The sequence below is a fragment of the Sphingobacterium suaedae genome (assembly GCF_042684625.1).
GTDB classification, from domain to species: domain Bacteria; phylum Bacteroidota; class Bacteroidia; order Sphingobacteriales; family Sphingobacteriaceae; genus Sphingobacterium; species Sphingobacterium suaedae.
In genome coordinates this window covers 96,607-108,115 of the sequence record NZ_JBHULR010000002.1, presented here as the reverse complement: position 1 = coordinate 108,115, position 11,509 = coordinate 96,607, and the positions used below count along the sequence as shown (strand labels likewise).

Below are 11,509 nucleotides of genomic sequence, written 5' to 3'. Positions count from 1 at the left end.
TATGAGACGACACTTCTTTTTTTTCCTGATTTTTCTTTTTTGTAGCCGATCTTTCGCCCAGCCCTTTCTCCAAAAGTCGTCTGCAGAAATACAACTTGGATTGGAACGGTTGAATGTTCTGGGTTCTGTGCTGTATTTCGCAGCACATCCAGACGATGAAAACACGAAATTGATCGCTTATTTAGCCTCTGAACGAAAAGTACGAACGGCCTATCTTTCACTTACACGTGGCGATGGCGGTCAGAACCTTATTGGAACAGAACAAGGCATTGAGCTGGGACTGATCCGAACCCAGGAACTCTTACAAGCTCGAAAAATTGATGGAGGAGAACAATACTTTTCTTCGGCTTTTGATTTCGGTTTTTCAAAAACGCATGAGGAAACCTTCAAATTCTGGAAAAAAGAAGAAGTGCTCCGAGAGGCGGTTTGGATTATTAGGAAATTACAACCAGATGTAATCATTACGAGGTTCCCGCCCGACGAGCGCGGAGGACATGGGCATCATCAAGCTTCGGCAATTTTAGCACACGAAGCGTTTAAAGCTGCGGCCGATCCCACAGTGTTTCCTGAGCAACTCAACATCGTTAAACCCTGGCAAGCGAAGCGTCTACTTTGGAATACGGCCAACTTTATGCGTATGCAAGGAGATAGTCCAAACCAATTAAAAATAGATATTGGACAATTCAATCCGCTATTGGGTCAGTCTTATGGCGAGATCTCCGCTCGAAGCCGTTCGCAGCACAAAAGCCAGGGTTTTGGTTCGGCTGCCTCAAATGGATTCGCCATTGAATCTTTCGAATATGTTGATGGTGATAAGCCGACAACTGATCTTTTTGACAAAATAGACCTTAGCTGGAACAGGGTGCCCGACAGCGAACCTATCCAACAAGAAGTATCTTCGTTAATAGAAACTTTCAATCCGCTAGCACCGCAGCAATCCATTCCGGGACTTGCTCAACTCTGGCACAGGTTACAAAAGCTACAAAATGGGTATTGGAAGGATCGCAAGCTACAAGAGGTTGAAGAACTCCTTTTAGCTTGCGCTGGCGTAAAACTGGAGGGTGTAACGGCTTCTTCCCGTTTTTACAAAGGACAAGTTATCCCTTTCCAAATTGAACTCATTAGCAGAAATCCAAAGACAATGGTACGTTTAGTAGGAATCAATGATAAGCGTATCGATAAGCTAATACCCTACAACGAGATTCAGCGGTTTGACGAATCAATCGTCGTAGAAACTACAACACAACCCTATTGGCTCACAAAACCACATAGTCTTGGAAAATTTGAAGTGGACAGCAACTACGTGGGTTTTCCAATAAACCCGGATCTTCCAATGGCGTATGTTTCCTTACAGATTGCAGACGTAACCTTTCAGCTGCCGGTGCCGCTACAGTATCGGTATGTAGATCCAGTACGTGGAGAGGTGCGGGAATATATAGAAATCGTTCCTCCAGTGACCCTATCCGTTCACAACCAAACTCTACTTGTAAAGCCTGGTGTACATAAAACATTACTTCTTACCCTCGAAAGACACGATCCCAGTGTAAAATCCGTAACTATTGTTCCGCAAACAAAGACCTCAGGATGGAAAATTGTTCCCGACAAACTCTTTGTGTCCTTTCCGGAAAAGCAATATAGCGTTGTTAAAGCTATTGATATCGCAAACGAATCGCCTTCGTCTAGCGCGGACACGCTCGCATTCTCCATATCTGGGGAATCTCTACGAGGAATTGAGACAATTTCATACGAGCATATACCAACGCAAACATGGTTCCCGAAGACTACATCGAAGCTCGTTCCACTCGACTTAATTAATCCTGTTAAGCATGTTGGCTATATTACGGGAGCTGGTGATCTGATACCGGAAGCCTTGAGAAACTTAGGCACAGCGGTGGATGTTTTAGACATTGATAAAATCAGTAAAGAAGTTCTCGCACAGTATGATGCCCTTGTTCTTGGCGTCCGCATCTTAAATGTTGAACAAAAAATAGCACAGAAAATGCCGGTTATTTTTGATTATGTCAAGACCGGAGGGGTTGCCGTCTTCCAATACAATGTGAACTCTCGGCTACAAACAACAGATTTTGCACCCAAACCTTTTCAAATTACCAGAACCCGGGTAACGGAAGAAGATGCGCAGGTATCATTTTTGAATCCGGAGGATCCCGTGTTGAACTATCCGAATAAAATTACTGCACAGGATTTTGAAGGTTGGGTCCAAGAGCGCGGACTTTATTTTGCCGAAGATATTGACCCATCTTACCGCACGCCGTTGGCCATGAACGATAAAAATGAGACTGCGCACACCGGATCCCTGCTCATTACCAAGCTCGGAAAAGGTAAATTTATTTACACGTCGTTATCTTTTTTCCGACAATTGCCCGCAGGAGTTCCCGGAGCTAGCAGATTATTCGTAAATTTGTTAACAAAAGAAAAATAAGCAGATATTAATATAATGGAAAATCAAGTAGAAAACAACGAATCACTAAACGAAAAAAGTCTAATCCTATTGATCGGGACAATATTTGGCGCTTTGATTTCTATCGTTGCATGCGGTACATTCTTAGGCTTTGTCGCAGGAACAGTTATTGGCCTGGTCTTCGCAATCTTTTTTATCAGCGTGTTTCTCCCACATAAACCACATGACAGATAAGGGACTACCCCCCTTTGTAAAAAGCTGGAGGCAATTTTACATACTTGTATGTATATGGCTTGTCGTCTGCATTTTATTAATGTATTGGTTTACTAAACATTACTCATGAGTACTATTGACTGGATAGTACTCTTTTTTACGCTCATCCTCATCGTTGCGTACGGTATCTATAAGAGTAGGGGAATTAGGAATATCGACGGATATCTTGTTGGGGATCGACAACTCCCGTGGTACAACGTTGGACTATCCGTCATGGCTACCCAAGCCAGTGCAATTACCTTCTTATCTGCTCCGGGTTTAGCCTATTCTTCCGGCATGAGCTTTGCGCAGTTCTACTTTGGTCTGCCGTTAGCGATGATCGTTCTATGTATTACGTTCGTCCCGATCTTTCACCGTTTAAAAGTCTATACAGCCTACGAGTTTTTAGAACGTCGTTTTGATGTACAAACCCGTGTACTAACTGCAAGTCTTTTTCTCATACAGCGTGGGATTTCAACGGGCATCACGATTTTCGCCCCTTCTATTATTCTCTCCAGCATCTTACATTTGGATGTCACATATACGACGTTGATTATTGGTACGATGGTCATTTTATATACCGTCTGGGGCGGAAGCAAAGCCGTATCATATACCCAGTTGTTGCAAATGGGAATTATTTTTGGTGCACTCCTGACTGCTGGCTTTATGGTCGTTTATTTATTGCCTGAAGATATCGGATTCCGGGATGCGCTTCATATCGCAGGGAAATCAGGAAAAACGAACGCCATTGATTGGAATTTTGATCTTAACAACCAATACACGGTTTGGACTGGGCTTATCGGAGGTTTTTTTCTACAGCTATCTTATTTCGGTACGGATCAAAGCCAAGTGGGTCGTTATCTCACGGGTTCTTCGATCAGGGACTCTCGATTAGGTTTATTGATGAACGGTTTGCTTAAGGTCCCCATGCAATTTTGTATTTTGTTAATAGGTGTACTGGTTTTCGCCTATTACCAGTTCAATACTCCACCGCTTTTTTTTAATAACGTCGAAGTCAGAAAAATTGAAAATAGCGTATATGCTCAAGCATATCAGGACGTTATTCAGCAGCATGAGTCTTTGTCCCAAGAAAAAAGGCTACTTGTGAATAAGCTAGCCGCCAGTGATGGAGACGATGTGACAGCAGATGCGATTCGTAAAAAACTACTTCAGAAAAACGAGCAAGATAAAGCGCTGCGTCAAGAAGTAGAAGCAATCCTCCAAAAAAATGATCCCAAGGCAGATCTAAATGATAACAATTACATTTTTCTTTCCTTCGTAACCAGTACCTTTCCAAAAGGTCTCATAGGCTTATTGATAGCTGTCATCTTCCTTGCCTCTATGGGTGCCACAGCCAGCGCCATCAATTCGCTATCTTCTACCACGGTTGTGGACATCTACAAACGGTTTATCAACAAAAAAGCTTCTGATCGGGGTTATCTAAACGCGTCGAGACTATTTACGTTGTTCTGGGGCATTATTACACTTCTTGTGGCTCTGTATGCCAGCCGATTAGGGAACCTGTTGGAAGCTGTTAATATTTTAGGCTCTCTGTTTTACGGGACGATTTTGGGCATATTCTTGGTCGCTTTCTATGTACGGAAAATTCGAGGAAAAGCTGTTTTTTGGGCTGCTCTACTATCCGAAATCATTGTTTTTGCTATTTGGAAAGCAGATGTCATGGCTTACTTATGGCTCAATCTGGCTGGGTGCGTATGCGTGGTCGTCTTAGGATCCGTGCTTCAAGTGCTATTCTTCCGATCAAAAGTACCTTCGGTATAAATTGTAAAGAACGCGTTTGTCGTACTCCGTCATGTTACCACTGGTGTCTACAACAATAAATTTTCGCTTAAAAGCGATGATAGCGGCTCTTAAATTTGCAACGTCATAACCAATAATCCTAAGCGCATCCACATAATTAAAATCTGCTGGAACGGGGGAGAGATTAGATTCGTCGTACCAAACGCCAAAACCGCGCTCCGCTAGTTTTTTCCATGGAAAAAATACGCTTGGGTCGTCCTTACGGGAAGGGGTAATATCAGCGTGACCAAGAAAATTGGTAAATGGTATTTGGTATTTTGTCTTCACGGTATCCAATAGCGTAAGCAAAGCGTTGATCTGCGCCTCAGGAAACGGCTCTCGTCCATTGTTGTCCAACTCGATACCTAAGGAAACGGAATTCATATCCGTAATATTGCCCCATTTTGATCGTCCTGCGTGCCAAGAACGGAGATAGTCGTTCAGCATCTGAACTACCTGACCATCTTTGCCGATAACATAATGCGCAGAGACTTTGGTGTGTTCCAGTTGAAACGTACGAATGGTCTGATTGATGCTATGTTGCGCGGTATGATGAATAACAACAAAATTAGGTTTACGGATATCATAATGTACCGCTTCAGTCCAATCAGAATTTTTGTTGATGCCCTGACGCATCATTTCCTTGATTCGATCTTCGGTTGTGCGTAGAATAGGGAGAGCGGGCGTTTGATTTTCCGTTAATGCCTCCGTAACAGATGGGATACTTACCGAATCCGGATTAATTTTCGTAGTGTCTACCCGCAGCACGGGTGGAGCAGGAGGTTGCAGGACACGACTTTTTGGTGTACTGCAACCCGCTAGGATAACAACATAAAATAATAAATTGATATAATTGTATGTCTTATTCAAATTTTATTTATCTCGGTAATGTGTAAGTAAGGCCCAGTGCTAGCGCTTGACTATATTGGACTTTAGGAGCTTCGTCGGAATTATAAACCATAATTCCTGTTAGGGAAACGTTCACTAAATTGGTTACCTTTGCCGTTAAGGTTGCATCTAAACGATGATCGGGATCGCTCAACTCTTTATAGTCTGCAAATAAATTGTATCGACTCTTTAGATTTAAGTTTTTCGACAAATTACGATCTAGATTTGCTGTCAACTGGAACGCGAGATCGTTTCTAAAGTTTTCTCCGACCTTTAACCCAAATTTCTCCTGATCTGCTTTAATAGGATCATTTTCCGGATAACGACTTGCATACTCCTCGATGGTAAGCGGCTTCACTCTGTCATCTAATACCAAAGTCTGCCTCGCAGTACCTGTACCCAATCGAAGGGAGAAGGTGTTATCAGGTTTGTACTCCAAACCGAATGATTCCGTAAAGTAACCAGGCCCCATGAAACTGGTGTTATACTCATAAATCCGTTCAACACCATCCGTCGTTTTATAGGTATAGCCAATATCAAATTGGGATTCGAAAGTAACGGAGAAATATAAGGCCCAGCTTTTTGAAAGCTTGTATGCTAATTTATTATCCCAGAAAATTCGGTCGTTATTTTTCTTTGCAAGTTGATCCTTGTTTTTTATCTTTCCGTATTTCAGGTCAAGTTCCGTTGTAAACTGAAAATTATTCTTATTGTACTCCGACTTATGCCAAGCCAACACACCGACAGCAATCGAATTCACACCTCCGGCACTCCAGTTATCACTAAAAGAGGCTTGATTAGCATTTATACCGAACTTAGTCCAATGTTTCCAATAATCTACTTCCAGATCCAGTTTGGGGATAGGCACAAGTACTTGATTGATATTTGTTACGGGTGATTTCGGTTGTTCCACAATATTGGTATCGGGCTTTGCACGTAATTTTTTAAGATCAATCTGTGCAAATCCGTATTGGATGCCCATGATCGCAAAAACAACAAAAAGTAATTTTATCCTTTTAAACATCATGTTCTAATTATTAACTTCTAAATCTATGTCCGGTAACTTCGGTAAAAAGCGCAAGTTAGGATTTAATTTAAATATTTCATACTTGCTCTTGATATATGCCGTGAGCTCATACGGCGAGGCTACAGACACAAAATAGTAAGTAGGCCGATAGTTACTCATAAAATTTTTGAGGTGTTCACCCGACAAGCCCGTTAAATTGTGAACGAGATCGGGCGTAAATTTAGAATCAATGACATTCTCTTCGTATTCCAGCTGTATAAGTTTCGTTAAGCGTCTTGCATTTTTCCCTTCTTTACTCAACATATTGAAAATAGATCCAATACTTAGCCCTGCTCCAGTCGGACCAACACTAAAAACAGATCCCGGGTCTGCCAACTTATATGCTTTGTTAAAATCTTCCTGACGCTGTTTGAGTACGTCTTCGGGGGATCTCCTTGCTACCACTTTGACTTCAGGTATATAGATCGATGTCCGCTTTAAGTAAATCATTAGCAATGGTTGTCCTGAATAAACCAAGGTATCGCTATAGTATCCTTCCTTAGATGCCACCAATTGATCACCCGCCGCCACGCCGATTTCAAACTCGCCACGCGCATTGTTAAATGTATTTTCCTTCGTACGTTCGTTTTTTAAAAACACTTTGCCTAACCGTTGGTTCACTTCCTCATCAAAAACAATGCCTTGAACGAAACGAGTCTGTGCAAACATGGTTACAGTTGAACAGAACATAAAGTAGAGAAAAATAACATGCTTCAAGACTTCCACAGCTATAAAACTAAGCGAAAGAAGCTTATCTTTCCAAATTTTAACAACTTTTATACAATTACTTCGTGATGACCAGCAACTGGCCTAGGGAAAGATTATCTGAAGAAAGCCCATTTAACTGTCGGATCTGTTCCACGGTGATATTATAACGTTTGCTAATGCTAAAGAGTGTATCCCCGGCTTTCACCTCATGTATGATCATGGCTACCGCAGTTTTTATTTCCTCTGTTTGTACTTCTGGTTCAACGAAGGCTTTCTCTTCAATAATTTCTTCCACTTTTTCTTCCCGTTGCTCTTTGGCGACATAAGAAATCTCCGCACGATCGTATTGATAGAGCTGATAGCGCTCGATCAGGTCGATAAGCAGCTCAGGGTAACGAGGATTCGTGGCATATCCGGCATTCTTTAGACCGTGGGCCCACCCCTTATAATCATCTTTATCGAGCATAAAGAGTTTTTCGTAGCGTTTTCTAAGTAAGAATTGGCTGTGGTCGTGAAAAGATTGCTCAGGGCTATCGTATACACGAAAACAATCATTGACGTGATCGTCCGGTCGTGTGACGGATCTTCCATCCCAAACACCCCCACATTTTATTCCAAAATGATTATTGGCCTCTCGTGCCAAATAGCTGTTCCCACTTCCCGATTCCAGGAGCGCTTGAGCCAATTTTATGCTTGCCGGAATACCATACCGGTTCATCTCAGAAATCGCAATGTCTTTGTACCGGGCGATATAATCTAATCCCGATGTAGAGGTTGCGCTTCGGAGGGCGGAATTCTTTGAGCCTCCGCTATGGTTTTTGGATTTACCATGTCCAGGATTCTGCAGAACCGACTTTCGGGAAGCACAGGCGCCCAGTCCTAAGGTAATCGCTATAAAAAATGTCAGGAGTAACGTCTGTCGTTTCATTTACAGCAATATGCGTTGGCCTATGGAAAGTTTAGATGATTGCAAATTATTACGTTTTTTTAGTGCCTCCACGGAGGTGTCATAGCGCTTTGCCAATGTCGAAAGAGTTTCGCCTTTTTTAACAACGTGCGTCTCCGTCGTTCCAAAACGGACCGGAGTTTCATTCTTTTCCATAGAACTCAATAAAAGATCCCCTTGTTTAGCTTCCTGCTTTTCAGCGAGCAGAGGGCCTTGGGTCGGAACAGGATCTACGTGATCATATTCGTCGAGATTATACCGATTAATGGTGGCGAGAACTTTAGAAGACCAACTTCCTGTTGTCGAATAGCCAGATCGAGCAATTCCCTTTACCCAGCCTTTGTAATCGGAATGACTGTGATCGTCAAAAAGATTATTTGTTGACTTCCTGCGTTTTAGGAGCCCTACAAAATCTAGGTAAGATTCCTTAACGGATCCATAGCCTTTGTAAGCCGAACGAATCACCTTACTTGTGTTCTTTCCTTTTATACCGAAGTGATTATTGAGGTGTTTAGCGATCTTACTATTTCCATAAGCGCTTTCATGAATCGCTATCGCTAATATGACGGATGCTGGCACACCCGTTTCTAACATTAATTGTTGAGCCATTATTTTGTGCTCAGCAATATAGCTACTTGGTGAAAATTTTTGTGCAATTGTCGTCGTGACAGTAAACACAAACATTAGCAGCACGATAACGTACTTACCAATACCTGTCTTTTGCATATGGTTACTTTTAGTTCAACAATTACTTTTTGCGCAATACAAAAAGCCCGTCTCTAATCGGCAGAATTAACTTCTCTACTCGAGAATCCGCCGCCAATACTCTGTTCAGTTCAAGCACTTTAGTTGTTTGTCCGTCGGGATTATCCTGCAATACCTTCCCTTTCCAAAGCACATTATCAATCAACAGAAGCCCCCCTGATACAACCCGATCTATCAAGGTCTCAAAATAGTAGAGGTTTCTTTTCTTATCAGCATCAATAAATACCAAGTCAAAATCGCCCTCAATCGTCGGAATTACCTCTGCTGCGTCACCAATATGATAGCGAATATGCTCTTTATATGGAGATGCATTAAAGTAACCCTGCACACGATCTTCCTGTTCTTCATTAACATCAATGGTATGCAGTATCCCTTTTTCGGCTAACCCCTCTGCCAAGCAAAGCGACGCATATCCTGTAAATGTTCCTATTTCCAGTATCTGTTTGGGTCTCACGAGTTTCGACAACATGGCAAGAACTCTTCCTTGAAAATGTCCGGACAACATGTGAGGCATTGTTTCCTTTAAATATGTTTCCCGATTTATCTTATTTAACAGATCGGTTTCTTGATCACATGTCTGTTCCAAATAGGCCTGTAAGGCCTCCTGATTTTCAAGCATAGTGACAAAAGTAATAAGTAACCTGATTTCGCAAAGAAAATTAACATAAATTAAATTGGCAAGGGCTTCCATAAGCGCAAAAAAAATGGCTTTTTTTTAAGTCAAAAAGCCATTTTTTTCCACTTTAGCACCTTAATCGAGTGATGCTGTAATTAGTCTTAAAAATTCTGATCGTGTAACATCATTTTGGAAGGCTCCTGTAAAAGCAGAGGTAGTTGTTACCGAGTTTTGTTTCTGTACCCCCCTCATTGCCATGCACATATGCTTACATTCCATGACGACAGCTACCCCAGCAGGTTTCAGCGTATTTTGAATACAATCCCGTATTTCATTCGTCAGTCGCTCTTGAACTTGCAGACGCCGAGCGAACGCATCGACCACACGAGGAATCTTGCTTAATCCGACAATGTGTCCGTTCGGAATATAGGCTATATGTGCTTTTCCAAAAAAAGGCAGCATATGGTGCTCACACATGGAATAAACTTCAATGTCTTTTACCACAACCATCTGACTATAATCTTCTTCAAACATGGCGCTTTTCAATACCTGAGCAGCATCGATATCATATCCATGTGTCAGAAACTGGAGAGCTTTAGCCACACGCTCTGGTGTTTTGATGAGCCCCTCTCGTTCAGGATTCTCACCAATTGATTTAAGGATTGCAGGATAATGAGCTGCGATTTCCTCCACTTGTTTTGCGTTATATTGATCTATCTTGATATAACCGTCCTGTTCTTCGTTTTCAAAAGATGTTAGATTATTCATGTTGTCTAAGTGAAAAGTAAATATTTTCTATTATGATGGTCTAGCATTGAGACCTGTCCAAAAGTAAGAAGTAAATTACGAAACGGAAACGAACCGGTGTAAAGTAATTACGTCCGATTTTCTCCGATTAGATGATCATTCGCCAAAATACTCCACATAATTATTTTCGGTTTCATACAGTTTCACGCTGTGTAGCTGTACATTTTCCCGTTCGAAATGTGATTTCAGTTCTTTAAAAATTTCTATCGCAATAACTTCAGTAGAGGCCTTTTTTCCCTGCATGAAATCGACATCTAGATTCACATTTTTGTGGTCTAGTTTATTTACGACATGTTCAAGGATGATCCGCTTCATTTTTTTCAAATCAATTAGAAATCCGGTCTCTGCGTCGACCTCTCCCTTTACGGTAACAAACAATTCGTAATTATGTCCATGCCAGTTCGGATTCGAGCAATTTCCGAAAACAGCCTCGTTCTGTTCTAAAGACCAGTCTTCCCGGTACAGCTTATGTGCGGCGCTAAATCTTTCGCGTCTTGTGATATAGATCATAAAACAAAGATAGGCTAAAAAACTATATTTTAGTATATTCACCGTGCAAAGCCCTTTACAACATGAAGATATTAATCGTTGCTGCCACAGAAGAAGAATTGCACCCGTCTCTTTCTTTCCTCGCCGAAAGACAGATTGAATATCTGATTACCGGTGTAGGGATGGTGGCCTGTAGCTATGCGCTCTCTAAAAGATTGCAAAACGGACGGGTAGATCTCTTGATACAGGTGGGAATTGGTGGTATTTTAGATCGAGAAGCCGCATTGGGTGAAGTCTATCAAATCGTTCAGGATGAAATATTCGAAATGGGGGCGGAGGATCGGGAAAACTTCTTAACAATCGAACAGCTAGGTTTGGGCGCTCATCAATTTTATGAACTTATTGATGCTGTTCCAAAATCTATTCCTTTTGCAAAAAAAGCTCAGGCCATCACCGTTAACAAGGTCCATGGTCGTGAAAGCAGTATCGCTCGATTGCGCATCCGATATACCAAACCTCTGATAGAATCCATGGAAGGCGCCTCTTTTTTCTACGTTGCCTTGCAAGAAGGTATTGCCGCTCTCCAATTTCGTGCAGTATCCAACTATGTCGAGCCCCGGAACCGAGCCGCTTGGAATATTGGTCTGGCCGTAGGCAATATGAATAGCTTTCTGCAGGAACTCATTAAGAGCCTGGTGTAAACATTCATTATAACCTTCGTAAATAATGACATATTTAGGGCTTTTTTGCGGG

At 41.9% G+C, this 11,509-nt stretch carries 12 protein-coding genes; 4 read left to right on the top strand and 8 right to left on the bottom strand.

Annotation, left to right across the window (positions count from 1 at the left end):
• Window position 1 precedes the first annotated feature (1 nt).
• From ACFSR5_RS02840 to ACFSR5_RS02830, 3 genes are all read left to right on the top strand, one after another.
• Window positions 2-2,440, top strand: coding sequence for a PIG-L family deacetylase (locus ACFSR5_RS02840; RefSeq protein ID WP_380900505.1), 2,439 nt, complete (start codon window positions 2-4; stop codon window positions 2,438-2,440).
• 15 nt (window positions 2,441-2,455) lie between these two features.
• Window positions 2,456-2,653 carry a hypothetical protein gene (locus ACFSR5_RS02835; protein ID WP_380900503.1) on the top strand — a complete coding sequence of 66 codons (198 nt, stop codon included), beginning with the start codon at window positions 2,456-2,458 and terminating at the stop codon, window positions 2,651-2,653.
• A gap of 105 nt (window positions 2,654-2,758) precedes the next feature.
• Window positions 2,759-4,453 (top strand): sodium:solute symporter, encoded by a 1,695-nt coding sequence (locus ACFSR5_RS02830; protein ID WP_380900501.1) that lies wholly within the window; start codon window positions 2,759-2,761, stop codon window positions 4,451-4,453.
• Here ACFSR5_RS02830 and ACFSR5_RS02825 read toward each other — a convergent pair.
• The 8 genes from ACFSR5_RS02825 to ACFSR5_RS02790 all read right to left on the bottom strand — a co-directional run bounded on the left by ACFSR5_RS02825 (window position 4,433) and on the right by ACFSR5_RS02790 (window position 10,777).
• Window positions 4,433-5,341 carry an N-acetylmuramoyl-L-alanine amidase gene (locus ACFSR5_RS02825; RefSeq protein WP_380900499.1) on the bottom strand — a complete coding sequence of 303 codons (909 nt, stop codon included), beginning with the start codon at window positions 5,339-5,341 and terminating at the stop codon, window positions 4,433-4,435. The genes ACFSR5_RS02830 and ACFSR5_RS02825 overlap by 21 nt on opposite strands.
• Window positions 5,342-5,348: 7 nt before the next feature.
• Window positions 5,349-6,386 (bottom strand): DUF3078 domain-containing protein, encoded by a 1,038-nt coding sequence (locus ACFSR5_RS02820; protein ID WP_380900497.1) that lies wholly within the window; start codon window positions 6,384-6,386, stop codon window positions 5,349-5,351.
• A gap of 3 nt (window positions 6,387-6,389) precedes the next feature.
• Window positions 6,390-7,094 carry a hypothetical protein gene (locus ACFSR5_RS02815; protein WP_380900495.1) on the bottom strand — a complete coding sequence of 235 codons (705 nt, stop codon included), beginning with the start codon at window positions 7,092-7,094 and terminating at the stop codon, window positions 6,390-6,392.
• Window positions 7,095-7,209: 115 nt separating this feature from the next.
• Window positions 7,210-8,061 carry a glucosaminidase domain-containing protein gene (locus ACFSR5_RS02810; protein ID WP_380900493.1) on the bottom strand — a complete coding sequence of 284 codons (852 nt, stop codon included), beginning with the start codon at window positions 8,059-8,061 and terminating at the stop codon, window positions 7,210-7,212.
• Window positions 8,062-8,805, bottom strand: a complete 744-nt coding sequence (locus tag ACFSR5_RS02805) for a glucosaminidase domain and LysM peptidoglycan-binding domain-containing protein (protein ID WP_380900491.1) — start codon at window positions 8,803-8,805, stop codon at window positions 8,062-8,064.
• Window positions 8,806-8,827: 22 nt separating this feature from the next.
• Window positions 8,828-9,463 carry an O-methyltransferase gene (locus tag ACFSR5_RS02800; RefSeq protein WP_380900489.1) on the bottom strand — a complete coding sequence of 212 codons (636 nt, stop codon included), beginning with the start codon at window positions 9,461-9,463 and terminating at the stop codon, window positions 8,828-8,830.
• Window positions 9,464-9,595: 132 nt separating this feature from the next.
• Complete coding sequence (folE, locus tag ACFSR5_RS02795; RefSeq protein WP_380900487.1) at window positions 9,596-10,228, bottom strand: GTP cyclohydrolase I FolE; 633 nt, start codon at window positions 10,226-10,228, stop codon at window positions 9,596-9,598.
• 135 nt (window positions 10,229-10,363) lie between these two features.
• Window positions 10,364-10,777, bottom strand: a complete 414-nt coding sequence (locus tag ACFSR5_RS02790; protein ID WP_380900485.1) for a 6-pyruvoyl trahydropterin synthase family protein — start codon at window positions 10,775-10,777, stop codon at window positions 10,364-10,366.
• Window positions 10,778-10,839: 62 nt separating this feature from the next.
• Here ACFSR5_RS02790 and mqnB point away from each other — a divergent pair, with 62 nt between their 5' ends.
• Window positions 10,840-11,457 (top strand): futalosine hydrolase, encoded by a 618-nt coding sequence (gene mqnB / locus ACFSR5_RS02785; RefSeq protein ID WP_380900483.1) that lies wholly within the window; start codon window positions 10,840-10,842, stop codon window positions 11,455-11,457.
• The last annotated feature ends 52 nt before the right edge of the window (window positions 11,458-11,509 follow it).

Excerpts from the sequence above, each read along its gene's own strand:
- ACFSR5_RS02835 (WP_380900503.1), top strand. The coding sequence starts at position 2,456 with ATGGAAAATCAAGTAGAAAACAACGAATCACTAAACGAAAAAAGTCTA.
- ACFSR5_RS02810 (WP_380900493.1), bottom strand. The coding sequence starts at position 8,061 with ATGAAACGACAGACGTTACTCCTGACATTTTTTATAGCGATTACCTTA.
- mqnB (WP_380900483.1), top strand. The coding sequence starts at position 10,840 with ATGAAGATATTAATCGTTGCTGCCACAGAAGAAGAATTGCACCCGTCT.
- ACFSR5_RS02830 (WP_380900501.1), top strand. The coding sequence starts at position 2,759 with ATGAGTACTATTGACTGGATAGTACTCTTTTTTACGCTCATCCTCATC.
- ACFSR5_RS02815 (WP_380900495.1), bottom strand. The coding sequence starts at position 7,094 with ATGTTTGCACAGACTCGTTTCGTTCAAGGCATTGTTTTTGATGAGGAA.
- ACFSR5_RS02840 (WP_380900505.1), top strand. The coding sequence starts at position 2 with ATGAGACGACACTTCTTTTTTTTCCTGATTTTTCTTTTTTGTAGCCGA.
- ACFSR5_RS02790 (WP_380900485.1), bottom strand. The coding sequence starts at position 10,777 with ATGATCTATATCACAAGACGCGAAAGATTTAGCGCCGCACATAAGCTG.
- ACFSR5_RS02820 (WP_380900497.1), bottom strand. The coding sequence starts at position 6,386 with ATGATGTTTAAAAGGATAAAATTACTTTTTGTTGTTTTTGCGATCATG.
- ACFSR5_RS02805 (WP_380900491.1), bottom strand. The coding sequence starts at position 8,805 with ATGCAAAAGACAGGTATTGGTAAGTACGTTATCGTGCTGCTAATGTTT.
- ACFSR5_RS02800 (WP_380900489.1), bottom strand. The coding sequence starts at position 9,463 with ATGCTTGAAAATCAGGAGGCCTTACAGGCCTATTTGGAACAGACATGT.
- folE (WP_380900487.1), bottom strand. The coding sequence starts at position 10,228 with ATGAATAATCTAACATCTTTTGAAAACGAAGAACAGGACGGTTATATC.